The organism is Alcaligenes sp. YSL9, assembly GCF_030515105.1.
GTDB classification, from domain to species: Bacteria; Pseudomonadota; Gammaproteobacteria; order Burkholderiales; family Burkholderiaceae_B; genus Alcaligenes; species Alcaligenes phenolicus.
On the sequence record NZ_JALXJU010000001.1, the window covers coordinates 356,292 to 380,727 of the forward strand.

Annotated in this window: 21 protein-coding genes; 12 read left to right on the forward strand and 9 right to left on the reverse strand. The window is 55.9% G+C overall.

Annotation, left to right across the window (positions count from 1 at the left end):
- The first annotated feature begins 27 nt into the window (after nt 1–27).
- Nucleotides 28–1,329 carry an ATP-dependent Clp protease ATP-binding subunit ClpX gene (gene clpX, locus M2Q46_RS01655; protein ID WP_009459099.1) on the forward strand — a complete coding sequence of 434 codons (1,302 nt, stop codon included), beginning with the start codon at nt 28–30 and terminating at the stop codon, nt 1,327–1,329.
- 273 nt (nt 1,330–1,602) lie between these two features.
- Nucleotides 1,603–4,068, forward strand: a complete 2,466-nt coding sequence (gene lon, locus M2Q46_RS01660; RefSeq protein WP_009459101.1) for an endopeptidase La — start codon at nt 1,603–1,605, stop codon at nt 4,066–4,068.
- A 313-nt stretch (nt 4,069–4,381) separates the two neighbouring features.
- Here lon and lexA read toward each other — a convergent pair whose 3' ends face one another.
- The 3 genes from lexA to M2Q46_RS01675 all read right to left on the reverse strand — a co-directional run bounded on the left by lexA (nt 4,382) and on the right by M2Q46_RS01675 (nt 6,981).
- Nucleotides 4,382–5,041: a transcriptional repressor LexA gene (gene lexA, locus M2Q46_RS01665; protein WP_026482844.1), complete on the reverse strand. Its 660-nt coding sequence runs from the start codon at nt 5,039–5,041 to the stop codon at nt 4,382–4,384.
- Nucleotides 5,042–5,146: 105 nt separating this feature from the next.
- The gene (locus M2Q46_RS01670) at nt 5,147–5,707 is read right to left on the reverse strand and encodes a GNAT family N-acetyltransferase (protein ID WP_302356473.1); all 561 of its coding nucleotides are present in this window, start codon (nt 5,705–5,707) and stop codon (nt 5,147–5,149) included.
- A gap of 71 nt (nt 5,708–5,778) precedes the next feature.
- Nucleotides 5,779–6,981, reverse strand: coding sequence for an amino acid aminotransferase (locus M2Q46_RS01675; protein WP_009459106.1), 1,203 nt, complete (start codon nt 6,979–6,981; stop codon nt 5,779–5,781).
- A gap of 84 nt (nt 6,982–7,065) precedes the next feature.
- Here M2Q46_RS01675 and uvrB point away from each other — a divergent pair, with 84 nt between their 5' ends.
- The 8 genes from uvrB (at nt 7,066) to M2Q46_RS01715 (ending at nt 14,670) form a co-directional block, all read left to right on the forward strand.
- Nucleotides 7,066–9,087 (forward strand): excinuclease ABC subunit UvrB, encoded by a 2,022-nt coding sequence (uvrB, locus tag M2Q46_RS01680; RefSeq protein ID WP_088452618.1) that lies wholly within the window; start codon nt 7,066–7,068, stop codon nt 9,085–9,087.
- 297 nt (nt 9,088–9,384) lie between these two features.
- The gene (locus tag M2Q46_RS01685) at nt 9,385–9,876 is read left to right on the forward strand and encodes a low molecular weight protein-tyrosine-phosphatase (protein WP_026482840.1); all 492 of its coding nucleotides are present in this window, start codon (nt 9,385–9,387) and stop codon (nt 9,874–9,876) included.
- 141 nt (nt 9,877–10,017) lie between these two features.
- Entirely contained in the window at nt 10,018–10,494 is a 477-nt protein-coding gene (gene iscR, locus M2Q46_RS01690) for a Fe-S cluster assembly transcriptional regulator IscR (protein ID WP_021446710.1), read from the forward strand.
- A 33-nt stretch (nt 10,495–10,527) separates the two neighbouring features.
- On the forward strand, nt 10,528–11,721 hold the full coding sequence (locus tag M2Q46_RS01695; RefSeq protein ID WP_088452620.1) for an IscS subfamily cysteine desulfurase: 1,194 nt from the start codon (nt 10,528–10,530) through the stop codon (nt 11,719–11,721).
- Nucleotides 11,718–12,101: an iron-sulfur cluster assembly scaffold protein gene (locus M2Q46_RS01700; protein ID WP_081055386.1), complete on the forward strand. Its 384-nt coding sequence runs from the start codon at nt 11,718–11,720 to the stop codon at nt 12,099–12,101. The genes M2Q46_RS01695 and M2Q46_RS01700 overlap by 4 nt, the downstream gene beginning before the upstream one ends.
- A 54-nt stretch (nt 12,102–12,155) precedes the next feature.
- Entirely contained in the window at nt 12,156–12,479 is a 324-nt protein-coding gene (locus M2Q46_RS01705) for an iron-sulfur cluster assembly accessory protein (protein WP_003801383.1), read from the forward strand.
- A gap of 6 nt (nt 12,480–12,485) precedes the next feature.
- On the forward strand, nt 12,486–13,364 hold the full coding sequence (locus M2Q46_RS01710; RefSeq protein ID WP_115635136.1) for a methylglyoxal synthase: 879 nt from the start codon (nt 12,486–12,488) through the stop codon (nt 13,362–13,364).
- Nucleotides 13,365–13,653: 289 nt separating this feature from the next.
- Complete coding sequence (locus tag M2Q46_RS01715) at nt 13,654–14,670, forward strand: tripartite tricarboxylate transporter substrate binding protein (protein ID WP_257113276.1); 1,017 nt, start codon at nt 13,654–13,656, stop codon at nt 14,668–14,670.
- A gap of 193 nt (nt 14,671–14,863) precedes the next feature.
- Here M2Q46_RS01715 and lysS read toward each other — a convergent pair whose 3' ends face one another.
- From lysS to infA, 5 genes are all read right to left on the reverse strand, one after another.
- On the reverse strand, nt 14,864–16,387 hold the full coding sequence (gene lysS, locus M2Q46_RS01720; protein ID WP_035268111.1) for a lysine--tRNA ligase: 1,524 nt from the start codon (nt 16,385–16,387) through the stop codon (nt 14,864–14,866).
- A gap of 11 nt (nt 16,388–16,398) precedes the next feature.
- Nucleotides 16,399–17,136, reverse strand: a complete 738-nt coding sequence (locus M2Q46_RS01725) for an SDR family NAD(P)-dependent oxidoreductase (protein ID WP_302356479.1) — start codon at nt 17,134–17,136, stop codon at nt 16,399–16,401.
- Nucleotide 17,137: 1 nt separating this feature from the next.
- Nucleotides 17,138–18,242, reverse strand: a protein-coding gene (prfB, locus tag M2Q46_RS01730) for a peptide chain release factor 2 (protein ID WP_115635138.1) whose coding sequence is annotated in 2 segments (ribosomal slippage) — nt 17,138–18,160 and nt 18,162–18,242 — 1,104 coding nt in all. Because the reading frame shifts where the segments join, the coding sequence is not laid out codon by codon here.
- A gap of 111 nt (nt 18,243–18,353) precedes the next feature.
- Entirely contained in the window at nt 18,354–20,063 is a 1,710-nt protein-coding gene (locus M2Q46_RS01735) for a methyl-accepting chemotaxis protein (protein WP_302356481.1), read from the reverse strand.
- A 111-nt stretch (nt 20,064–20,174) separates the two neighbouring features.
- On the reverse strand, nt 20,175–20,447 hold the full coding sequence (gene infA / locus M2Q46_RS01740) for a translation initiation factor IF-1 (protein ID WP_009458008.1): 273 nt from the start codon (nt 20,445–20,447) through the stop codon (nt 20,175–20,177).
- A 694-nt stretch (nt 20,448–21,141) separates the two neighbouring features.
- Between infA and M2Q46_RS01745 the strand changes: the two genes are divergently transcribed.
- Nucleotides 21,142–22,053, forward strand: a complete 912-nt coding sequence (locus M2Q46_RS01745) for a DMT family transporter (protein ID WP_302356483.1) — start codon at nt 21,142–21,144, stop codon at nt 22,051–22,053.
- Nucleotides 22,054–22,171: 118 nt separating this feature from the next.
- Here M2Q46_RS01745 and M2Q46_RS01750 read toward each other — a convergent pair whose 3' ends face one another.
- Nucleotides 22,172–23,104, reverse strand: coding sequence for a bile acid:sodium symporter family protein (locus M2Q46_RS01750; protein ID WP_035268109.1), 933 nt, complete (start codon nt 23,102–23,104; stop codon nt 22,172–22,174).
- A gap of 347 nt (nt 23,105–23,451) precedes the next feature.
- Here M2Q46_RS01750 and M2Q46_RS01755 point away from each other — a divergent pair, with 347 nt between their 5' ends.
- Nucleotides 23,452–24,375, forward strand: coding sequence for a DMT family transporter (locus M2Q46_RS01755; protein WP_115635142.1), 924 nt, complete (start codon nt 23,452–23,454; stop codon nt 24,373–24,375).
- Nucleotides 24,376–24,436 lie beyond the last annotated feature (61 nt).

Consider the following 24,436-nt stretch of genomic DNA (forward strand, 5'->3'; position numbering starts at 1 on the left):
TACCATCCTGAAGTGAAATTTAAATTTATGTCCGAAAAGAAATCGGCCGACGAGAAAGTTCTGCATTGCTCGTTTTGCAATAAAAGCCAGCATGAGGTCAAGAAACTGATCGCTGGACCTTCGTCCGTGTTCATCTGCGACGAATGTATTGATCTGTGTACCGATATCATTCGTGACGAAGCTGCGGGCGCCACTCCTGATGGTGAACGTAAAGAATTGCCCACCCCCCAGGAAATCAAAGAGTTTCTGGATGGGTATGTCATTGGCCAGGAAATGCCCAAGCGCACCTTGGCCGTAGCGGTGTACAACCACTACAAGCGAATTCGTAGCGGCAAGGCAGGCCGTGACGATGTGGAACTGTCCAAAAGTAATATTTTGCTGATCGGGCCTACGGGTTCGGGCAAAACGCTGCTGGCCCAAACACTGGCCCGCATGCTGGATGTGCCTTTTGTGATGGCAGACGCCACCACACTGACCGAAGCCGGTTACGTGGGTGAGGACGTCGAGAACATTGTTCAAAAACTGCTGCAAAACTGCGATTACGATGTGGAAAAAGCGCAGCGCGCCATTATCTACATCGATGAAATCGATAAAATTTCCCGCAAGTCGGATAACCCTTCGATCACCCGCGACGTGTCGGGCGAGGGCGTGCAGCAGGCACTGCTCAAGCTGATCGAAGGTACAGTCGCTTCGGTGCCTCCGCAAGGTGGTCGCAAGCACCCGAACCAGGACTTTGTGCAGGTGGATACCACCAGCATTCTGTTCATCGTGGGCGGTGCTTTTGATGGCCTTGAAAAGGTGATTCGCGACCGTACAGAAAAATCCGGTATCGGTTTTTCTGCTTCCGTGAAAGCCAAGTCCGAACGAGGCGTAGGCGAGCTATTCTCTGAGGCCGAGCCCGAGGATCTGATCAAGTTTGGTCTGATTCCCGAGCTGGTGGGGCGTTTGCCTGTGGTCGCCACTCTGGAAGAACTGCACGAAGACGCACTGATCCGCATTTTGACCGAGCCGCGCAATGCCTTGGTCAAGCAGTTCCAGAAGCTGCTGAGCATGGAAGGCGTAGAGCTTGAAGTTCAGCCCGAAGCCCTGCGTGCGGTGGCCCAGCGTGCCATCAAGCGTCGTACCGGCGCTCGCGGCCTGCGCAGTATTGTCGAGCAAGCGCTGCTGGACACCATGTACGAACTGCCTTCGCGTAAAGACGTCAGCAAAGTGGTGCTGACCGAGGACGCCATTGTCGGAAAGAGTAAACCCGAATTGATTTTGGGTCGTCCTTTGTCCGATAGTGAAGCCAGTGACACTGAGTCGCCCTTGAAAAACGCAGTAGCTTAGAGATATCTCCTCGTTTGTGCACTGTCTGGCTTTGGTCGGACAGGCGAAGGCGGGACAGGGCGACAGGCGAAGGTAAAGAGAAAGGAGTGGACCTATGAAGACCACCAGGCATAAGGGCTTGTCTCTCTTTAACTCTGTAAAGTTCTGTTCTAATGTTCGTTCGGCCTACTTGAAATATCAAAATTCGCCACAATCTGAGCTACAACAGGTTAAACCGTGAAAGGGAAGCCCAGGCTTCCCTTTTGCGTCTAAGGACATTTATAGGAAATGACTATGTCTGCGAGCCAGATTCTTTCTACGGAACCTATTGAGCTGCCGCTGCTTCCCTTGCGCGATGTAGTGGTGTTCCCTCACATGGTGATTCCGCTTTTTGTTGGCCGGCCTCGCTCGATCAAAGCCCTTGAGCTGGCAATGGAGTCCGGCAACAACATTATGTTGGTGGCGCAAAAGTCCGCAGGCAAGGACGATCCCGCTCCCGAGGATCTCTACGAAATTGCGTGTGCGGCCAGTATTTTGCAAATGCTCAAGCTGCCCGACGGCACGGTAAAAGTGCTGGTGGAAGGCTTGCAGCGCGCTCGAATCACCCAGGTACAGGATGCCGAAACCCACTTCATGGCCTCGGTGGTCGAAGTGCCCGGCGACTCCGGTGATGCTGCTGAAACCGAAGCCCTGCGTCGTGCGGTGCTGGGTCAGTTCGAGCAGTACGTCAAACTGAATAAAAAAATCCCTCAGGAAATTCTGACTTCCCTGACCGGGATTGACGATGCTGGCCGTCTGGCCGATACCATCGCCGCTCATTTGCCTTTGAAGCTGGAACAAAAGCAGGGCATGCTGGAAACGCCCAAGGCTTTGGAGCGTCTGGAAAGCCTGCTGTCGCAACTGGAAGGCGAAATTGACATCTTGCAGGTCGAGAAGCGCATTCGCGGCCGTGTGAAAAAGCAGATGGAAAAGAGCCAGCGCGACTACTATCTGAACGAGCAGGTCAAGGCGATTCAGAAAGAGCTGGGCGAAGGCGAAGACGGCGCTGATGTTGAAGAGCTGGAAAAACGCATCGAGCAGGCTCAATTGAGCAAGGAAGCGCTCAAGAAAGCCGAATCGGAAATGAAGAAGCTCAAGCTGATGTCGCCGATGTCAGCCGAAGCAACCGTGGTGCGTAACTACATTGAAACGCTGGTTGGCCTGCCTTGGCGCAAAAAGAGCCGTATCAACAACTCCTTGAGCAATGCCGAGGAAGTGTTGGATGCGGATCACTTTGGTCTGGAAAAGGTCAAGGAACGTATTGTCGAGTACCTGGCGGTTCAGCAACGTGTCGACAAACTGAAGGCTCCAATCCTGTGTTTGGTTGGCCCTCCAGGCGTGGGTAAAACTTCGCTGGGACAGTCCATTGCCAAGGCAACGAACCGCAAGTTCATTCGTATGGCTTTGGGTGGTGTACGTGACGAGGCCGAGATTCGCGGTCACCGTCGTACCTACATCGGCTCCATGCCGGGCAAGGTGGTTCAGAACATGAGCAAGGTGGGTGTACGTAACCCGCTGTTCCTGCTGGACGAGATCGACAAGATGGGCGCGGATTTCCGTGGCGACCCATCCTCGGCACTGCTGGAAGTTCTGGACCCTGAACAAAACCACACCTTCCAGGATCACTACCTGGAAGTGGACTATGACTTGTCCGATGTGATGTTCGTGGCAACCAGCAATACCTTGAACATTCCACCGGCCCTGCTGGACCGTATGGAAGTGATTCGTCTGTCGGGTTACACCGAAGATGAGAAGGTGCGTATTGCTTTCGATTACCTCTTGCCCAAGCTGATGAAGAACAACGGCGTGCGCGATGGCGAGCTGGAAGTGACCGAAGATGCCGTGCGCGACATCGTGCGTTACTACACCCGTGAAGCGGGTGTGCGTTCCCTGGAACGTGAAATCAGCAAGATCTGCCGCAAGGTTGTTCGCAAGCTGTTGGTGGCCAATCCACAAGCCGGTACGCGTGCAGCTCGCAACAAAACACTGACCCAGGAAACCTTGGTCGTGAATGCGGCGAATCTGAACGATTACCTGGGTGTACGTCGTTTCTCCTTCGGCCTGGCCGAAAAAGAGAACAAGGTTGGCCTGGTTACCGGTCTGGCCTGGACCGAGGTGGGCGGTGAGTTGCTGACCATCGAAGTGGCCGATATGCCCGGTAAAGGCAATGTGCTGCGCACCGGCTCGATTGGCGATGTGATGAAAGAATCGGTCGAAGCGGCTCGTACGGTTGTGCGTTCGCGTGCTCAGAAGTGGGGCATTGCCAATAGCGTGTTTGAAAAGCGTGACCTGCACGTGCACTTTCCTGAAGGCGCTACGCCCAAGGATGGTCCATCGGCCGGTATCGCCATTACGACCGCTATCGTGTCCAGCCTGACGGGTATTCCGGTTCGTGCTGATGTGGCCATGACGGGTGAAATCACCTTGCGCGGCGAAGTTCTGCCTATCGGCGGCTTGAAAGAGAAGCTGTTGGCTGCGCAACGCGGCGGCATCAAAACCGTGATGATCCCGGAAGAAAACATCAAGGACCTGGCCGATATTCCAGATAACGTGAAAAACACGCTGGAGATCATCCCGGTGCGTTGGATTGACCGTGTACTGGAAGTGGCCCTGCAAGACGCTGTAACGCCCCTGAGCGACGAAGAAGTAGCTCGCCTGGCCGCTGAGGCCTTGGCAGCCACGCGTGCCGCTGGGGCGGGTTCTGAGTCTTTCAAGCACTAAGCATCAGCAGTAGTCAGCAAGCAGTGAAACAGGCTGCCTTGGGTTCAAGGTAGCCTGTTTACATTTTGCTCAGACTGATCGTGGCTTCGAGGTTAGCCATATTGACAGCAGTGGGAGCCAGATCTTTGGGCAATGATATTGAGGGAGTTGAGGGTCGCTAGCTTGCGCGAGGGGTTTACGGCTGCTCAAACCTGTATATCGGCATGCACTTCGACCAATAAAAAACCCCATGTACCAAACGGTATACGGGGTTTTTCTCTTGTCAGGAGCACCAAGCCTGTAAAACAGCTCTGGTGACCAAGAGAGAGGAAGCTTAATGCAGCGGGCTGGTACGAATCAGACCCACAGCAATGCCCTCCAAAGACAGGGAATCCGGGTCGGTGACGATGATGGGTTCAAAGTCCGGGTTCTCGGGCAAGAGGACCACTTGATTGCTGGAGCGCGACAGGCGCTTGACGGTGACATCGTCGCCAATGCGCACCACCACGATCTGCCCATTACGCGCTTCACTGGCTTTCTTGACGGCCAGCAGGTCGCCGTCAAAAATGCCCGCGTCTTTCATGCTCAAGCCGCGTACGCGCAGCAGGTAATCAGGCGTTTGGGTGAATAGGGTAGGGGCGACGCCAATCTCGCGCTCGATATGCTCGGTGGCCAAAATAGGGCTACCGGCAGCCACGCGACCAATAATGGGCAGCAAGAGGGCGTCAGCCAGATTGGCCAATGCGTTGCTGCTGGGAGCAGCACTTTCGCGGGTATCCGTACCGAGCAGGCGTATGCCGCGCGAGGCGCCGGCAGTCAGCTCGATAGCGCCTTTGCGGGCCAGAGCTTTCAAATGATCTTCGGCCGCATTGGCGGATTTGAAACCCAGCACCTGAGCAATCTCTGCTCGAGTGGGAGGGAAACCCGTCCGTTCGATTTCAGAACGAATGATGTCCAGCACTTGTTGTTGGCGTGCAGTGAGCTTGGCGGTCATAGTATTGTCTGCTGAATATATATACAGTAAAGATTGTGCGTTACAGTTGGCGTTTTTGCAAGCGGTGAGGGCCCTAAAGGCTTAATTTTTGACCCTTCGGGCTGCTCAGGCTGACTGGGGCCAATCCTTGCTGTCCAGGGTGTACAGCACATGGGGGACGAGTTTGTGGCCTGCCGCTACACCGGGGTGATCAAAGGTACCAGCTTGCTTTGTCATGCCCAGGCGTTGCATGACGGTCTGCGAAGGCAAGTTCAACTGAGCGGTGTACGCCACAATTTGCTCCAGGCCCAGTACGTCAAAACCAAAGTCCATGCAGGCTCGTGCCGCTTCGGTGGCATAGCCCTTGCCCCAGTATTCAGGCAGCAAACGCCAAAGAACTTCCACGCAAGGCTGAAAGTACAGATCGGCGGTCGGGCGGTTCAAGCCCACCATGCCAATGAAGGCCCCGTTTTCTTTCAGCTCGACTGCCCAGGGACCCCAGCCATGCTCGTCAATCAGGCTTTGGCTGCGGTGGGCGATGGCATCGCTTTGCTCACGGTCCAGGGTGGCCGGATAAAAACGCAGTGCGTGGGGATCGCTGTTCAAGCGGAAAAAGGGCTCCAGGTCGGAAGCTTTCCAGGGGCGCAAGATCAGGCGTTCGGTGTTCAGGGAAATCGTGTCTGTCATGGTAGTGCTCCAAGGGCTGGAACGACAACGCCCTTCCGAAGAAGGGCGTTGGGGCTGTACTGAGGGACAGCTTACTTCAGGACTTGAGCGATGGCCTTGGCCACGACGTCAATATTCTGGCTGTTCAATGCAGCAACGCAAATACGGCCGCTGCTGACAGCGTAAATGCCGTGTTCCTGGCGCAGGCGTTCGACTTGCTCGGCAGTCAGGCCGGAGTAGGAGAACATGCCGCGCTGTTGCAGCACGAAGTCAAAGTTTTGGGTAGCGCCGTGCTCTTTCAGCTTGGCAACCAGTTGAGCGCGCATTTCGCGGATGCGATCACGCATGCCGGCCAGTTCAGTCGCCCAGGTCTGGAACAGTTCAGGCGAGTTCAGTACCGTGGCCACAACCTTGCCACCGTGTGTGGGTGGGTTGGAGTAGTTGGTGCGAATCACACGCTTGACCTGGCTCAGTACGCGGGAAGTTTCGTCCTTGCTGGAAGTAACCAGGGTCAGGGCGCCAACGCGCTCGCCGTACAGCGAGAAGGACTTGGAGAACGAGGAGCTGATGAACATGGACAGGCCTAGCTTGGCAAACAGACGCACTACGCTGGCGTCTTCTTCCAGACCGGCGCCAAAGCCTTGGTAAGCGATGTCCAGGAAAGGAACCAGTTGACGTTCTTTGATCAGCTCGGCGATCTGGGCCCATTGTTCCATGCTGGGGTCCACGCCGGTCGGGTTGTGGCAGCAAGCGTGCAGGACCACGATGGACTGGGCCGGCATGGCGCGCAGCGAGGCGATCATGCCGTCAAAGTTCAGGCCATGCGTAGCGGCATCGTAGTAAGCGTAGGTGTTGACCTTGAAGCCGGCGCGCTCGAACAGGGCGCGGTGGTTTTCCCAGCTTGGATCGCTGATGTAAACCTCGGACTGGGGCAGCAGTTGCTGCAGGAAGTCAGCACCGATTTTCAGCGCACCGGTACCGCCCAGGGATTGCACGGTCAAGGCGCGGCCTTCGGCAATGATGGGGGAGTCGGCACCCAGCAACAGGGTTTGAGCACCCAGATTGTAGGTATTGATCCCTTCAATAGGCAGGTAGCTGCGCGCGGCGGCTTTGCTCATCATGGCTTCCTCAGCCTTTTGAACAGCCTGCAAAATCGGGATACGCCCTTGATCGTCGTAGTAAACACCGACCCCCAGATTAACTTTGCCGCTGCGTTCGTCGGCATTGTATTGTTCGTTCAAACCCAAAATAGGGTCGCGTGGAGCCAGTTCGACGGTTTCGAAGAGCGATGTCATGATGATATGGGGGCGTTAGTGCAGAAAGGTAGAAAAACAAAGCATTAATGTGATAATACGGGCTTACCCTAAAGTGTGTCTAGCATGAAATTTGAGCCTGCCTTTCAAGAATTTCCGGGGAGTTCCTTCAAACTTTTCCAACCTTATTTGCCTGCTGGCGACCAGCCTGCGGCGATTGAGCAGTTGGTTGAGGGGATTGATGATGGCTTGATGTACCAGACCCTTTTGGGGGTAACGGGCTCGGGCAAGACCTATACGATGGCGAACATTATTGCTCGCACCGGGCGTCCGGCCATTGTTCTGGCGCCCAATAAAACCCTGGCGGCGCAGTTGTACGCCGAGATGCGCGAGTTCTTTCCACGCAACGCCGTGGAGTACTTCGTGTCTTACTACGATTACTACCAGCCCGAGGCCTATGTGCCATCGCGCGATCTGTTTATTGAAAAGGACTCGTCCATCAATGAACACATCGAGCAGATGCGTTTGTCGGCCACCAAAAGCCTGCTGGAGCGGCCGGACACCATTATTGTGGGCACTGTGTCCTGCATTTACGGTATCGGTAATCCCGGCGACTACCATGCGATGGTGCTGACGTTGCGCAAGGGCGACCGTATTGCCCGGCAGGAGCTGCTGGCGCGTCTGGTCGCCATGCAGTACGAGCGCAACGATCTGGATTTTCAGCGTGGGATGTTCCGTGCTCGTGGTGAAGTGGTCGATATTTTCCCGGCAGAAAACGCGGAGCTGGCCTTGCGGGTCAGCCTGTTTGATGACGAGATCGAAGAGTTGGAGTTGTTCGATCCGCTGACAGGCAAGGTCGTGCAGAAGCTGAACCGCTTTACCGTGTTCCCTAGCTCGCATTATGTGACGCCACGCGAAACCGTGTTGAGGGCGATTGAAACCATCAAGCTCGAACTGCGCGAGCGTCTGGAATTTCTGACACGGGAAGGGCATTTGGTTGAAGCTCAACGCCTGGAGCAGCGCACCCGTTTTGATCTGGAAATGCTGCAGGAGCTGGGCTTTTGCAAAGGCATCGAGAACTACTCTCGCCACTTGTCAGGAGCAGCGCCTGGCGATCCGCCGCCGACACTGATCGACTACCTGCCGCGTAACTCCCTGATGTTTATCGATGAAAGCCACGTCACTATCGGGCAGTTGGGCGCCATGTATCGCGGTGACCGCTCGCGTAAAGAAACCCTGGTGCAGTTCGGTTTCCGCCTGCCTTCGGCCATGGATAACCGGCCTTTGAAACTGGAAGAGTTCGAACGCCGTATGCCGCAAACCGTGTTCGTGTCGGCTACACCCGCTGCCTACGAGCAAGAGCATGCAGACAATGTGGTTGAACAGGTGGTGCGACCTACCGGACTGGTGGACCCGGAAATCGAGGTTCGTCCGGCTACCACGCAGGTCGATGATTTGCTGGGTGAAATCAAGCTGCGTACTGCGCAGGAAGACCGTGTGCTGGTGACAACGCTGACCAAGCGCATGTCCGAAGATCTGACCGAGTATTTGTCAGAAAACGGTATTCGCGTGCGCTACTTGCACTCGGATATTGATACGGTGGAACGGGCCGAGATCATCCGGGATCTGCGTCTGGGCGTCTTCGACGTGCTGGTCGGGATCAACCTGCTGCGCGAGGGTCTGGATTTGCCCGAAGTGTCTCTGGTGGCGATTCTTGATGCGGACAAGGAAGGCTTCCTGCGTTCGGAGCGCAGCCTGATTCAAACCATAGGTCGGGCAGCGCGTAACCTGAACGGTAAAGCCATTCTGTATGCCGACAGAATGACGGACTCCATGCACCGCGCTATCGAAGAAACCGAGCGCCGTCGTGCCAAGCAGATCGCCTTTAACGAAGAGCACGGTATTACGCCGCGCGGCGTGAACAAGGCCGTCCGTGAGTTGATTGATGGTGTTGTTGCCTCGGATCCAACCGCCAGCTTGCGCGAGGATGTGCCGGACGAGTTGATTCGCGACGAGAAGGCCGCTGCACGCGAGATCAAGCGTCTGGAAAAAGAGATGATGGACCACGCCCGCAACCTGGAGTTCGAGCAAGCGGCAGCCGCGCGCGACAAGTTGCAAAGACTGAAGTCCAAACTGCTGATGGCTTGATGGTTGTTGTGTATTTGCAACTAAAGCTGGACGAAAGCTCAGAAAAAACACCGTTCTGCTACCGGCTTTCATCACTCGGGTGTATTGCTTGATTTATCTCATCTCGAGAAAGTGGTGTATCCGCTAAGCAAAGGTTGCTGCGCCTTTGGTTTATTCCAAACTTCAAGCAGCTGCGACCGGTTCTTATTGGCAGCTCCCAAACGATACGGATTTGCTGTTTTCAAGGCGATTTTCGGGGTCTGTTTTCACCCCGGTTTCGTCTTGCCTTATTTGGGGTTTTCCCGCAGACTTTGACGCATTATGAGTAAGGTTCTGTTTGTCTGTACAGGGAATATTTGCCGCTCCCCCAGCGCCGAAGGTGTCTTGCGCCAACTGGTCGACCAGGCCAGTTTGTCGGAGGCTATTTTGGTGGATTCAGCCGCCACGCATGGCTTTCATGTTGGCGAGCATCCTGACACACGCGCACAGATAGCCGCTCGTAAACGCGGTTATGACATCTCTACCTATCAGGCCCGACAGGTCCAGCGCGAGGACTTTCGCAACTTCGACCTTATCTTGAGCATGGACTGGGAAAACCACGCTGCCTTGCAGCAAATGTGTCCTCCCATTTATCGTCACAAGCTCATGCTGCTGATGCGCTTTGCCACTGACTATGAAGCGGCTACCGTGCCCGATCCTTATTATGGCGGCCAGGATGGCTTTAATAAGGTCATGGACTATATCGAAGATGCCTGCCAGGGCGTGTTCGAACTGGTTCGCAAGCGCGTCCCCAATTACCGTGCTGCCTGAGTGGCTACATAACACTTCAGTATAAGTGTAAAAACACACGCTCAAGCACGGTAGTTTCCCCTGTATTTGCTATACTGGACCAAATTGGTCGGATTTGCCGTTGGCAGTCCGGCCGCTTTCGCCTTTGGCAAGGAAACTATCATGCGTTTGACGACAAAAGGGCGTTTCGCCGTAACCGCGATGATCGATCTTGCGCTGCGCCAGCAAAGTGGACCGGTGACGCTCGCAGGCATCAGCCAGCGACAGGGTATCTCGCTCTCGTATCTTGAACAGTTGTTTGGCAAGTTGCGCCGCCATGAACTGGTCGATAGTGTGCGTGGTCCGGGTGGTGGCTATACGCTTGCGCGTCTGGCTCGCCACATCACCGTTGCTGACATTGTGTTTGCGGTCGATGAGCCCGTTGATGCCACCCAATGCGGTGGCAAGGGTAATTGCAAGCAGGGCACAAACGGGCAGAAAGGCGAGTGCATGACTCACGAGCTTTGGGCGACGCTTAGTCGTAAAATGGTCGATTATCTGGATTCTGTCTCGCTACAGGACTTGGTTGATCAGCAGCGTCTGCGTCAGCTCAAGTTGGCCGCTCAGGAAGCCGGCCAGCCAGAAGAATGTACTTTGTAGTGGGCAAGATCCGCTACTGACCCGGAGTTTTGTATGAGTCGCGCTCAGCGTATCTATATGGATTATGCCGCCACTACACCGGTAGACCCGCGTGTGGCCGACAGCATGATTCCCTGGTTGACGGAACGATTTGGCAATCCGGCCTCCAGCAGCCATCCCTATGGGTGGGATGCGGAAGAGGCCGTGGACCAGGCGCGCCGTCAGGTTGCCGCTTTGGTAGGGGCAGAGCCGCGTGAAATTGTCTGGACCTCCGGTGCTACCGAAGCCATCAATCTGGCGTTAAAAGGTGCCGCGCAGTTTTATCAGTCCAAGGGCCGCCATATTATTACCGTCCGTACGGAACACAAGGCCGTGCTGGATACCTGTCTGGCCTTGCAGGACGAAGGGTTTGAAGTCACCTTTCTGGATGTCCTGCCCAGTGGTCTGATTGATCCTCAGGCGTTTGAACAAGCCATTCGCCCCGACACCATCCTGGCCTCGGTCATGTTGGTGAATAACGAAATTGGCGTGATTCAGGATGTGCAGTCCCTGGGGGCAATGTGCCGGGAGCACAAGGTGCTGTTCCATGTGGACGCCGCCCAGGCCACCGGCAAGGTGGCGATCAATCTGCAGGAGTGGCCGGTGGATTTGATGTCCATGTCTGCCCACAAGACTTACGGTCCCAAAGGAATCGGTGCCTTGTATATCCGTCGTAAACCGGCGGTGCGCCTGAAAGCGCAGATTCACGGTGGCGGCCACGAACGCGGGTTTCGCTCCGGTACGCTGGCCACTCATCAGATCGTGGGCATGGGGCGTGCTTTTGAACTGGCTGCGCAGGAAATGGACCTAGACAATCAGCGCATCACCGCGCTGCGAGATCGTCTATGGGCCGGCCTGCAGTCTATCCCTGATCTGTTCCTGAATGGCACCTTGGATCAGCGCGTGCCCCACAACCTGAACATCAGCGTGGATCACATCGAGGGCGAAGCTCTGATGATGGCTCTGACAGATTTGGCAGTGTCCAGTGGCTCGGCCTGTACCTCGGCCAGCCTGGAACCGTCCTACGTATTGACGGCTCTGGGTCGTAGTGATCAGTTGGCGCACAGTTCCCTGCGCTTGAGTCTGGGCCGTTTCACGACCGAGCAGGATATTGATGACACGATTGCGGCCATCCGTCGTGTGGTTGAACAATTGCGGGCTATCTCTCCCTTGTGGAGCGAGCCTGCTTCGGAGCAGTTCGCGCAATGATATATAGTGACGCTGTCATGGAGCATTTCCTGCACCCGCGTCATGTGGGTGTCATGAACAGCCGTGATGCTGACGTAGGTACAGGGGAAGCGGGAAGTCACGAAACCGGGGCCTTGATTCGCATCCAGCTCAAGGTATCGGAGCAGGGCCAGATTCAGGATAGCTGTTTCAAGGCTTATGGCTGTGGCTGTACCATCGCTTCCGCCTCGTTTGCGACACAGTGGCTGCAAGGTCGCAGTCTGGAGCAGGCAGCTCAGTTCTCGTCTACAGATGTGCAGCAAGCGCTGGAATTGCCGCCGGTCAAAGTGCATTGTGCTTTGTTGGCCCAGGAGGCGGTTCAGGCCGCTATTGCCTCGGTACAGAACAAAGGCGCGTTTTAGTTGTCCAAGCCTGAAGGCTGAATATTCTTTCAGGTTTATAGAAAGGAAAAGATTATGTCTATTTCTCTTACTCAGCCCGCCGCAGAACATATCCAGCGTCATTTGAAAAAACGCGGGGGCGGTTTGGGGCTACGTTTGGGTGTACGTCTGACCGGTTGCTCGGGTCTGGCCTACAAGCTGGATTTTGTTGATGAGCCGGTTGAAGGCGATCAACTGTTTGAAGAGCACGGCGTTAAACTGTTTGTTGATCCTAAAAGCCTGCCCTTTATTGACGGCACGCGTCTGGATTATGGCCGTGATGGCCTCAATGAAGGTTTCAAGTTCATCAATCCAAACGAGAAAGCCTCCTGCGGGTGTGGCGAATCGTTTACCGTGTAGGAACTCATGTCATTACGTTTCGGTTTGGCGGCCAATCAATTGCACCATGATTCGGCAGATGCGGCTTTGTTTCAGTGGTTGCGGCGCTCAGCCAGCGGTATTCGCGAATTGGAAGTTGAGCTTTACACGGTCGGTCGTACCTGTAATGCCATCGAGCGGTCGGGCCTGCTGGAAGGCTATGGCGGCCTGGTTCGCTATCCCTATGGTCGTGATGGCGGCTTGATGAAGCTGGTGGCCCGGGTCACGCAAAGCCCGGATGGTACACCGCCTTTTGATGGCGCCATTTACCTGATTGACCCGGTAGACCCTTCCTCCATTTTTCCGGAAGCACTGGCGCTCAAGCGCCAATGCATCACGCATGGCCGTCCTTTCATTTCTACCTTGATGGGTGCAATTGAATGGATTGAAGTGGAGCGTGTCAGCCGCGGTTTGTGGCCCGATTCCAGCTGCAAACGTATTTTTGACTTCCCTAATCAAACCTTGGCCATGATTGCGCACGATGCACTCAAGGACAAGATGATTGAGTTTGCCGACAAGCACTTTGATCTGCTGTCTCGCTTTGGCCAACGCGTGGGAACCGGGACGACAAGCCGCTTGTTGAATGAGCTGGCCTGGTCTAAAGGTTGGCCCAAGGACACACTCTGGGTTCAGTCTTACCTGAGTGGTCCTTTGGGTGGCGATGCGCAAATTGCCGAGCTGGTGCTGGAAAATCGTTGTCAACGCGTCATCTTCTTTGAAGACCCGCACGTTGCGCGTCAGCACGAGGCTGACATCCAGCTGCTGGAGCGTGCGGTGCGCGTGGTGGCAGACAAGGCTTCGTGTTTTTCTTCGCCTGAGGTAGCTCATAAATGGGCACAGGCGGTGATGCGTTTGCCGGTGGATTAATTGCCTGCAAATCGTACTCGCAGCACAGGTGCAACACGGTGAAGCTATGAACCTGGATTCGCAATAAAAAGAGGACGCTTTCGAGCGTCCTTTTTTGTTTCGGCATGACGTGTTGCTGAGCAAGTTGTCAGACTGCGCGAAAGTCGTTGATAGCTGCTTTAGCAGCGGTCGGGACGGGGGCTGCTTGATTCGCGCATGGGGGCTCTCTAGACTACAGTTCGTGATTGGCAAGCACTGCAAACACAATGTCGCCTGATCAATGGGCAGTCTGTGGATACTGGAGGTAGGCTTGAATCGACGCATGATCTTGAAAGCGATCGGCGCGGGTATCGCCGCCCGGCTTGGTGTTCCTGTTTCTTCTCTGGGTGCTATGTTTGCCACGGCTCCGGCACGTGCGCAGCAGGCCGATACGTTTCCCTCCGGGCCTGTGCGTATTGTTGTTCCGGTGAATCCGGGCGGCAACGCTGACCGTATCGCACGGATGCTCGCGCAAAATCTTGCCAAATTGTGGCAACAAACGGTGATTGTGGATAATGTGCCCGGCGCTCACACCAGCCTTGGCGTCAACCGGGTAGTTCGTGCAGCCCCAAACGGGCATACGCTCTTGTCTAGCGGGGATCAGCTTGCGATCAACGCTGCCCTCGGTCGCAAGCTGCCCTATAGCGAGACGGAGGTCCGTGGCGTGACCCGCACTATTGTTAATTCGCAGGTGCTGGTCGTGCGTCCCGGTCTGGGCGTTAAGCACTTTGATGACTACGTGGCACTTCTTAAACGTCAGCCTGGCGAAGTATCTGCAGCGCTGCCGATTGGTTACGGCAGTATTTATCATCTGGCCGTCGAGATGCTTAACCAGCGTTTGGGTACGCAAACCAATAACATTCCCTACGCGGGAGGGGCCCCCGCTATGTTGGACATACTGGGCGGGCATGTTGACGGAGCACTTATTGATATCTCTGGAACAATCCAGAACATTCAGAAGCGTGAGCTCATCCCTCTGGCGGTGACCTCGCCGGAGCGCTCGAAGGTTTTACCGGATGTTCCCACTTTTCATGAGTTGGGTGTTTCTGATTTCGTGATCGAAAGCTGGCAGGGCGTCTTTGTGCCACGTGCCACGCCCGATAAGGTAGTTGAGGTGTTAAATCGCGATATCACGGCTGTACTGCGTTCACGCGAATTTGCGGAGCCATTGGAGGAGCAGGGCTTTGTGATCGCGCCTGATTCGGCTGAGTCTCTGGATCAGATCGTGGCACGTGATATTGCCCTGTTTCGTAAAGTGGCGGCAACTGCTGGCATCAAGCCCGAATGAAGTCTGCCCTTACAGGTGTAGGGCTGGCTAATGATGAGATTGGAGCGGGGGTTTGTTCAGGGACCGGGAAGAATAGCTGCGTATCTGTGTATGTGTATGTGTATGTGTATGTGTATGTGTATGTGTATGCGGGGGCGAGGATGCATAAAAAAACGCGCGGTCTTGACCGCGCGTTTTTCTGTCTTGAGACTGATCAGTCCTCGCGACGCAGGTGCGGGAACAGGATCACGTCACGGATAGCAGGGCTATCGGTCAGCAACATGACCAGTCGGTCGATACCGATACCGCAGCCGCCTGTAGGGGGCATGCCGTATTCCAGCGCACGGATGTAGTCCGCGTCATAGAACATGGCCTCTTCGTCGCCAGCGTCCTTGGCCTGAACCTGGGCCTGGAAACGTGCGGCTTGATCTTCAGGATCGTTCAACTCCGAGAAACCATTGGCAATTTCGCGACCAGTAATGAACAGCTCAAAGCGTTCGGTAATGCCTTCCTGGGTGTCCGAGGCGCGTGCCAGTGGCGACACTTCCACGGGGTAGTCCACGATGAAGGTAGGGTGCCACAGCTTGGATTCTGCAGTTTCTTCAAACAGAGCCAGTTGCAAGGCACCCAGGCCGGCATCACGCAGTGGCGGCGAGTTCACGTCCACTTTCAGGCGAGCCAGTTCGGTACGCAAGAACTGGATGTCTTCCAGTTGCTCGATCTGGTAGGAAGGAGCGTACTTCATGATGGCGCCGGTAATGGTCAGGCGATCAAAAGGCAGGCTCAGATCCAGTTCGCGTTCCTGGTACTGCAGGGTAGCGGTACCACGGGCGCTGATCGCGGCTTCGCGTATCAGGTTTTCGGTGAAGTCCATCAGCCACTGGTAATCCGTGTAGGCTGCGTAGAACTCCATCATGGTGAATTCGGGGTTGTGACGAGGGCTGACGCCTTCGTTACGGAAGTTGCGGTTGATCTCGAACACGCGCTCGAAACCGCCCACGATCAAACGCTTCAGGTACAGCTCGGGAGCAATACGCAGGTACATTTCCATGTCCAGCGCATTGTGGTGGGTCACAAAGGGTTTGGCCGATGCGCCACCCGGAATGGGGTGCAGCATGGGGGTTTCCACTTCCAGGAAGTTGGCCTGGGCCATGTGCTGGCGCAGGCTGCTCATGACCTTGCTGCGGGCCAGGAAGGTTTGACGGGTGTCTTCACCCATGATCAGGTCTACGTAGCGCTGACGGTACTTCAATTCCTGGTCAGCCAGACCGTGGAATTTGTCGGGCAGGGGGCGCAGGGACTTGGCCAGCAGGCGCACGCTGGAAGCATGTACGGACAGCTCGCCCTTATTGGTTTTGAAGACTGTGCCTTCCACGGCAAGGATGTCACCGATATCCCAGCCCTTGAATTCCGCGTAGTTTTCTTCGCCCAGCGCGGCTTTGTCCAGGTAGATCTGGATGCGGCCGGAAGCATCTTGCAGTGTGGCAAAACTGGCTTTACCCATGACACGCTTGAGCATCATGCGGCCAGCTACTTTCACGACTTTATTGGTTGCAGCCAGGGCATCCTTGTCCTGCTCGCCGTACTGGCTGTGCAGCTCGGCAGCGTGGGCGTCAGGGCGAAAATCGTTGGGGTAGGCGATGCCGTTTTCGCGCAGGCGGTCCAGTTTGGAACGACGCTCGGCGATCAGGCGGTTTTCGTCTACGACGGGGGCGGAAGTGTCTAGCGGTTCAGTCATTGTGTCAGTACTTATTCGTAGTGGCGGATGTCATCCAGGACGTGCTGGCCAAAATCCGGGCTGTTCAGGTGGCGCAAAATGCGCTCGGCCGTATCGTCCGGGCTGCTTAGCTGACCTTGTTGATGCAGGTCGATAAAGCGGCTCAGGTTCGGGAACTGGTCGCGGGATTGGCTACGGATATGGCCTTGCATATCGGTATCGACCACGCCAGGGGCCAGAGAGCAAACGGCCAGCTCGGGATTCTCCAGCTTCAGGGTTTGCGTATAAAAATCCAGCGCTGCCTTGCTGCAGCCGTACACGGCCCAGCCCGAGACGGGTTTGCGGCCAGCACCAGAGGATATATTGAGCACCTGGCGTTGGGCATCCTTGGGGGCGCCTTGCAAGAAGGCGGCGGTCAGGCTCATGACACTGGCGACATTCAATTGCAGCGCCTGTGTAATGGCCTGGGCATCGAGCAGGTGGCTGGCCTGCCCAACGGGATCAACCGTGCCCGCATTATTAATGAGGACGTAGCGTTGAGCCTGTGTCTGGCTGATCAAGGCTTGCAGAGCCTTGGCAGCCTGTTGTGCGCCTTCCGCGCTGGCCAGATCCACTTGCAGATGTTGATGAGCCTCTTGGGGCGCATCCAGTTGCAGTTCGCTGCGGGCCAAAGTGATCAACTGATGGCCAGCGGCCAGTGCCTGACGTGCCAGGGACAAGCCCAGACCGCGAGAGGCACCGCTTAGAACAGTCAGCGTGGAAGTGTGCATATTAAATACCTTGTTTCAGGCTGGCTTGAATAAAGGCATCCAGGTCGCCATCCAGAATCTTCTGGGTATTGGAGCTTTCGTAGTTGGTACGCAAGTCCTTGATGCGGCTTTGGTCCAGCACGTAGGAACGGATCTGGTGACCCCAACCCACATCGCTCTTGGAGTCTTCCAGTTTTTGCTGCTCGGCCATACGGTTGCGCATTTCCAGCTCGTACAGGCGGGACTTCAGCATCTGCATGGCTTCGGCACGGTTACGGTGCTGCGAGCGGTCGTTCTGACACTGCACCACAATGCCGCTGGGCTCGTGCGTAATACGAACGGCCGAGTCGGTTTTGTTAATGTGCTGACCACCGGCACCACTGGCGCGGTAAGTGTCGATACGCAAGTCGGCCGGGTTGATTTCGACTTCAAAGGAGTCGTCGATTTCCGGGTAGACGAACACGCTGGTGAAAGACGTGTGGCGGCCGTTGGAGGAGTCAAAGGGACTTTTGCGAACCAGACGGTGCACGCCGGTTTCAGTGCGCAGAAAACCGTAGGCGTAATCGCCTTCAATCTTGATGGAGGCCGATTTGATACCCGCCACGTCGCCGTCAGACTGTTCCAGGATCTCAGCCTTGAAGCCCTTGTGTTCGGCATAACGCACATACATGCGCAGCAGCATGGAGGCCCAGTCCTGGGCTTCGGTACCACCCGCACCGGCCTGAATATCCATAAAGCAATTCAGCGGGTCGGCAGGGTTGGAGAACATGCGGCGGAATTCCAGCTCTTCAATACGGCTGGCCATGGCGGCACAATCTTCTTCGATGGCGGCGATAGTGGCATCGTCATCGTCCATCGCGGCAAGCTCAAACAGGTCCTGCGAATCTTTCAAACCCGTGTGCAAGGCGTCCAGCACATGCACCACGTTTTCCAGACTTTTCTTTTCGCGGCCCAGATCCTGAGCGTGTTGAGGATCGTTCCAGACGTTGGGATCCTCGAGTTCGGCATTGACTACGTGCAAACGATGAGCTTTGTCATCGTAGTCAAAGATACCTCCGTAAGGCATTTTCCCGCTCCGAATAATCGGCAAGGCGGGCTTCCAGTTGATTAAGTCGTTCCGATTCCATGATTCAGCGGCTTTCCTATATTTGATGTGCCACCCACGCCAGCCAGCAAGGCGGCGCGCGGCAAACTTCCGATTTTACCCTTATCGGAGGTCTATGGCACGTATTGGCCGCTCAGGAACCGGACATTGTGCACGTGGCTGTGCGATAGGCGGGCACGGATCGGTAAGAAGGCTGCTTGGGGGCGGCGGGCAGGGTGGGAGCATCGGGCCCGGAAAGATCGCTATCCAGACTGAAATGCGCCACCACCTGGGCCAGCAAAGTGGTTTGCTCCAGCTGCTCCTGAGCGGTGTGGGCGCTGTGTTCAAGCAGTTGGCGGTTGGACTGGCCTTGCTGGTCCAGGCGCGTCATGACCTGGTTCACGTAGTCGATATGCGTCGCCTGCTCCTGAGAAGCTTGGGCAATATCGGCCACAATGCTGCGCATTTCATTGACCTTGTGTTGTGTGTTGGCCATGACTTGCGCCATACCTCGGGCGGCAGCCGAGCTTTGCTCGGTTTGTTCGACTGAGCTGGAAATCAGGGTGGAAATCTGTTGCAAGGCGTCGGTGGAGCGCAAAGCCAGGTTGCGCACTTCGGCAGCAACAACCGCAAAGCCATGACCATGGACTCCGGCGCGGGCGGCTTCCACCGCGGCATTCAGGGCCAGGATATTGGTCTGGAAGGCAATGTTGCGGATCAGTTTGGTGATTTCGCTCATTTTGTTCGAGCTGTCGGCAATCGCGTCGATGGTATCGAGCAGGCTGTGTACCGCTTGATTGCCCAGGGCCACCTGGCTGGAGGTGTCTTGCGCCAGATGATCGGCGGTTTGGGCCTGCTCCGCGTTCTGGCGCACGGTGTCAGCCAGTTGATTCATCGCCTTGACGGTCTGATTCAATTCGGTGGATTGGTCCAGAATTTGTTCGCTCAGGTTTTGGCTGCCCAGCACAATCGCATGCGAGCCGTCGCGTATCAGGCCGGTTTGTTCGCGGATCTGATGCACTACGGTTTGTACGCCCTGGCCGATGCCATTGAGTGCTGTAAGCAAGGTCCCGAACTCATCATGGCGACGCACGCTGAGCTGCGCATTGAGCTTGCCCTGGGCCAGTTCCTTGGCCAGATTAGCCCCTTGATCCAGCGGCTGCTTGATGGAGCGATACAAGAGGCGTAGAGCAATGGTGCTGGCCATGAAGAACAGGGCCAGTGCCGCTAATGCCAGGCTGAACGCACGGTCGCTGCTACGACCAGCCAGATCCAGGGAACTGTCCAGGCGCTCGCTGAACTGGTGCTCGAACTGATCCAGTGTGTTGGTGATTTGGGCCGAGGCTTGAATGTATTGCTGGCTGAACACCAGCACTTTGGCCATCAAGGCATTGGGCAGGGCGATACGGATAGCGCCGTTACCATCTTCAAACTGGCCGCTGGCGGTTTGAATGGCTTCGGACTGAACCCGGCTGAGTGCCAGGGTCTGTTCATAAGCAGAGCGCAGCAGGTCCTGTTCAGCCGGCTCCAGCTCCAGATCCCTGAAGCGGTCCAGCATCGCCAGGGCGACGCCGTCCTGATCCGGCTGGACACCGGTAAACACCGCCAGGAGGTGGCGGAAGTTTTCCTGAAATTCGATCTGCTCGCTGGAGACAAACGCGATGGCCTGACGGCTGAGCAATTCGCTGATGCGTTTGAAGTCTTTGCTAAGCGCCGTCGTTTGATGGCGCTGGGCTTCCAGATGCTTGCGCTGTTCGATGCTGCTGCTCAAATGTTGCAGGGCAATCAGCATCAGGATTAGAAACAGGCTCAGAATTGCAAAATAGGCGATGAAGCCAGTTTTGAGCGTCAGTAATTTTTTCAAGGCGACTCCCACAAGATGTGGGGTGCGCCCGAGCGCTGATGGCTCTTGTCGCACCCCTGTCAGGCGCGCCTATCTTTGCATCTAATTGTGACAGGGGTGTGGCGATATGTCTTAACGGCGGTGGGGAGTGCGACGAGGGGCAGAGGTCGGCGCGCCAATACGCTTGGGCAGGTGGCGGAAGATAATGCGACCTTTGCTCAGGTCGTAGGGCGACATTTCCAGGGTGACGCTGTCGCCAGCCAGAATACGGATATGGTGCTTGCGCATTTTACCGCCGGTGTAGGCGATAACGGCGTGACCGTTGTCCAGGGTGACACGAAAGCGCGAGTCAGGCAGGATTTCGGTGACGGAACCTTGCATTTCAAGTAGCTCTTCTTTGGCCATAAATCGGGACTCCTTTAAAAATAATAATTCCCGTCTGGCCTTGCTGGGCGGGACGGGGACGGGCTTGGAAACAAGGCAGACCGACAAACCGGACAAGCGGTGTCTGGAGCCCAGCCTTGCACTAGGCCCATAAAAATCGGGGTGAATCTGTGTCTGTCAGGAATGGTTGGTTCCAGACAGGGTCAGGTGGATCAAATTGAAAACACGCCCGCCGTTCATAGGGGGATCCAGCCGGGGCAGACAAGGTCTGCCTACCTGAAAAACGGGCAAAAACACGAATACTTGCCAGGAACAGAGACCTGCATAACGACGCGCGGGACAGGCCCTTGCGGTTAAAGGTGCTGGTTGTGGTGCCAAGTAATGCACTTGGGGCGCTTGATCGGGTCAAGCTTTATTCCCAAAAGTGGGGGTGTTTCAAGGTCGATTTACCCTGGGTAGCTGCATCTGATGTTGCTAAAGTCAGACGAGCGTGGATGGGATGGGCCAATAAAATTCAATCAGCGCCATGACGTGACAATTGTATGATTATAAATAATATTTATGGATTGGTCAAAGATTGACCAGTTCTCATCGTCACAAGCAGGCAGGTAAAGGCGTAGAGGGCAGAGCATGCTTGCCTATATACTAGGCCAATCGTAACGGCGCAGAGTTGACCTGAGGAGGGATCACATGCGCCGTTGCCGTTTTTTAGGACATGCTTGTGAGCACTCAGAAACTGACCCCTGGCACGACGGCTTTACTGGTTTTACCCACGATCTTGTGGGCCAGTAATGCTATTGTGGGGCGCCTGATTCATGATCAGGTTCCGCCCATTACCCTGAATTTCTTCCGTTGGCTGGTAGCTTTCACCATTCTGCTTTTTGTAGGACGGCAAGTGCTGCGACGCGGCAGTAATTTGTGGACCAACTGGAAGCGCTACTCGATTCTGGGTTTGCTGGGCATAGGGATCTATAACGCTTTGCAATACCTGGCACTACAAAGCTCGTCCCCCATTAACGTGACTTTGGTCAACGCCAGCTTGCCGTTCTGGATGCTGGTCATTGGACGCCTGTTCTTCAAATCTACCGTCAATGGGCGTCAGTTGGTGGGGGGCTTGATGTCCTTGCTGGGTGTGGTGCTGGTGCTGACGCGTGCGGACTGGCAGGAGTTGATGGCCTTCCGTTTTGTGCCGGGTGATGTGTACATGGTGATTGCCACTATCGCCTGGGCGATCTATAGCTGGATGCTCAGTACGCGCCGCCATGAGGGTGTTATCGCAGAAACCTGGGCCACGGTAGTGATGGCACAAGTGTTTTTTGGTCTGATCTGGTCGGGCGCTTTTGCCGCCATGGAGTGGCAATTTACCGACTGGCATATCGACTGGTCCTGGGGCTTGTTGCTGGCCATTCTGTATGTGGGGACTGGCCCGGCTCTGATCGCCTTGCGATGCTGGGGCGTGGCTGTCCAGCGAGTGGGCGCTGCCACGGCCGGTTTCTTCGTCAATCTGATGCCCGTATTTGCCGCCTTGATGTCGGTTTTTATTCTGGGCGATACCCCCAAGCTCTACCACGGTGCGGCTTTCTTGCTGATCGTAGGCGGGATTTATGTGTCTTCGCGTAAAAGCTGAGGCTTGAGCGGATGCGGGTGTCTTGCGACACGCTGGATGCAAAAAAAGGACGCCCGGTAGAGCGTCCCTTTTTACTTTGTGGACTTGGGTTCAAGCCCTTGCACCTGGCTGCAGGTGTTTACTTGCCATCGCCCATGCGACGGAAAATTGTCGCGACCAAGGGACCGGAAATATTGTGCCAGACGCTGAAGATTGCGCTGGGCACGGCGGCCAATGGCGAAAAGTGGGCGCTGGCCAGGGCCACACCCAGCCCGGAGTTTTGCATACCCACTTCAATAGCCAGCGTCTTGCGCTGTGCTAAAGGCATGCCGCTCAAGCGTGCCAGTACATAGCCCAGGATGTAGCCCAGGGTGTTATGTACAACGACAACCGAGAACACCAACAAGCCACTGGTCGCAATTTTGGGCTGGTTACCCGCGACAACAGCGGCCACGATAGCCACAATGGCCACCACAGATACCAGGGGCAGGGCCGCCACACCGGCTTTGATCTTTTCACCCATCAGGGATTGCACAATAATGCCCAGGGCAATTGGCAGAATCACTACCTGAACAATGGACCAGAACATGGCCGAGGCGCTGACTTCCAGCCATTGGCTGGCCAGGAAGTAAATCAGGGCAGGGGTGACGATAGGAGCCAGCAAGGTGGTGACCGACGTAATGGCAACCGACAGGGCCAGGTCGCCACGGGCCAGAAAAGTCATCACGTTCGACGAGGTGCCACCGGGGCAGCAGCCCACCAGAATCACGCCAATGGCCAATTCGGGTGGCAGGGAAAAGGCGTAGGTCAGAAACCAGGCCAGACCGGGCATGATGATGAATTGTCCCAATACACCAATAGCCACACGGCCAGGGCGTACAAACACCTCCGCAAAGTCCTGGCGCGACAAGGTCAGTCCCATACCGAACATGATGATGCCCAGAAGTGGAACAATATAAGCGCCTAACCAGCGGTAGTGGTCGGGAAAGTAATAGGCCAGTACGGCAAACAGTAGAACCCAGATGGCAAAGGTATTGCCAACAAAACGGCTCAGGCGGGCGATAGCCTGCATGATGAAATATCCTTCAAGGAGCACGGCTGGCCGGTGGGCCGGCGCGGTGCGGATTAGTCTGTTATGGGGAGCAGCATGGGTCGGGCCGGGTGTAGGGCCGTCCATCGCAGACCTGCTTAAGGGCTGGCGACGCGACTTTCCGATGGGGTGGGATAAAGCGCTGGCAACACGGGGCTGTACGGGCAGATCTGGGTAAGGTCAGGGGTACAGGCGGTGGTGAGCGAAACGGACAACATGGCAGGCCATGTTTTTTATCCTGGAAGGCCGAGCTCGGGCGTATTGTAGACCTTGGCCGCCGTGGTATTTTGATTAGTTGCCTTGCAAATGTGTGTATTAGGAGAGGGTGGGTGAATAGAGCGGGATCACGTCTGGCGGCATACGCCTGTTTGGCCTTGTCCATGTCTTTGGTGGGCAGTTATATCGCCCTGACACGGCCGTTGGTGGCGGCACTGCCGGTGTTCTTGCTGGCCTGGCTGCGTTTCGGCATTGGCGCGATAGCCATGCTGCGTTGGCTGCGCAAACCGGCGACCGAACCCGCACTGGACCTGCGTACCCGTGGCCTGATTTTTCTGGAATCCTTTTTGGGTAATTTCCTGTTCACGCTGTGCATGGTGACGGGCATCAGCATGACCAGTGCGGTATCTGCAGGCGTCATTTTGTCTGCCATCCCCGGCATGGTGGCTTTGTTCAGTTGGTACTTCCTGAAAGAAAGCATAGGGCCGCGCACCTGGGTGTCACTGGCCCTGGGGATGGGCGGGATTGCCTTATTGGCCTTGGTACAGGCGGATGATCACGGTGTGGGTCAACTGGACCCAGGAAAAATGTGGCTGGGCAATGCGCTGATCTTTTGTGCCGTCCTGTGCGAGTCGGCTTATGCGGTCATAGGCAAGCGCCTGACCGCCGTGCTTAGTCCCAAGCGCATCAGCGCGATTATCAATCTGTGTAGCCTGGTGCTGATTACGCCCCTAGGTTTATACGCCGCCTGGGATTTCGATTTCACGGCACCGGCAGGCTGGATCTGGCCTTTGCTGGTGTTTTATTCCTTGGCTGCAAGTGTCTGGACGGTCTGGCTGTGGATGACGGGAGTGCGTTCCGTACCTGCTTCGCAAGCCGCGGTGTTTATGGTCTTGATGCCCCTGGGCACCGCAGCAGTAGGTGTGCTGGTGCTGGGTGAGAGCTTTACGACCGTGCATATTTACGCCTTCATCCTGGCCTTGGCGGGTTTGCTGTTGGCGACGTTGCCGCAGCGTTCAGGAGCCAAATCGCCCTGACTTATACCCACACAACTTGTCCGCATCCGTAAATGGTTCTACAAAGTATTACTGCTGTGCT

Bases quoted from the DNA above. Each gene is read 5' to 3' on its own strand.
- M2Q46_RS01745 (WP_302356483.1), top strand. From the start codon at position 21,142: ATGCTTGTGAGCACTCAGAAACTGACCCCTGGCACGACGGCTTTACTG.
- M2Q46_RS01700 (WP_081055386.1), top strand. From the start codon at position 11,718: ATGATATATAGTGACGCTGTCATGGAGCATTTCCTGCACCCGCGTCAT.
- clpX (WP_009459099.1), top strand. From the start codon at position 28: ATGTCCGAAAAGAAATCGGCCGACGAGAAAGTTCTGCATTGCTCGTTT.
- M2Q46_RS01725 (WP_302356479.1), bottom strand. From the start codon at position 17,136: ATGCACACTTCCACGCTGACTGTTCTAAGCGGTGCCTCTCGCGGTCTG.
- M2Q46_RS01670 (WP_302356473.1), bottom strand. From the start codon at position 5,707: ATGACAGACACGATTTCCCTGAACACCGAACGCCTGATCTTGCGCCCC.
- lexA (WP_026482844.1), bottom strand. From the start codon at position 5,041: ATGACCGCCAAGCTCACTGCACGCCAACAACAAGTGCTGGACATCATT.
- lon (WP_009459101.1), top strand. From the start codon at position 1,603: ATGTCTGCGAGCCAGATTCTTTCTACGGAACCTATTGAGCTGCCGCTG.
- infA (WP_009458008.1), bottom strand. From the start codon at position 20,447: ATGGCCAAAGAAGAGCTACTTGAAATGCAAGGTTCCGTCACCGAAATC.
- M2Q46_RS01695 (WP_088452620.1), top strand. From the start codon at position 10,528: ATGAGTCGCGCTCAGCGTATCTATATGGATTATGCCGCCACTACACCG.
- M2Q46_RS01675 (WP_009459106.1), bottom strand. From the start codon at position 6,981: ATGACATCGCTCTTCGAAACCGTCGAACTGGCTCCACGCGACCCTATT.
- M2Q46_RS01710 (WP_115635136.1), top strand. From the start codon at position 12,486: ATGTCATTACGTTTCGGTTTGGCGGCCAATCAATTGCACCATGATTCG.
- iscR (WP_021446710.1), top strand. From the start codon at position 10,018: ATGCGTTTGACGACAAAAGGGCGTTTCGCCGTAACCGCGATGATCGAT.
- lysS (WP_035268111.1), bottom strand. From the start codon at position 16,387: ATGACTGAACCGCTAGACACTTCCGCCCCCGTCGTAGACGAAAACCGC.
- uvrB (WP_088452618.1), top strand. From the start codon at position 7,066: ATGAAATTTGAGCCTGCCTTTCAAGAATTTCCGGGGAGTTCCTTCAAA.
- M2Q46_RS01750 (WP_035268109.1), bottom strand. From the start codon at position 23,104: ATGCAGGCTATCGCCCGCCTGAGCCGTTTTGTTGGCAATACCTTTGCC.
- M2Q46_RS01705 (WP_003801383.1), top strand. From the start codon at position 12,156: ATGTCTATTTCTCTTACTCAGCCCGCCGCAGAACATATCCAGCGTCAT.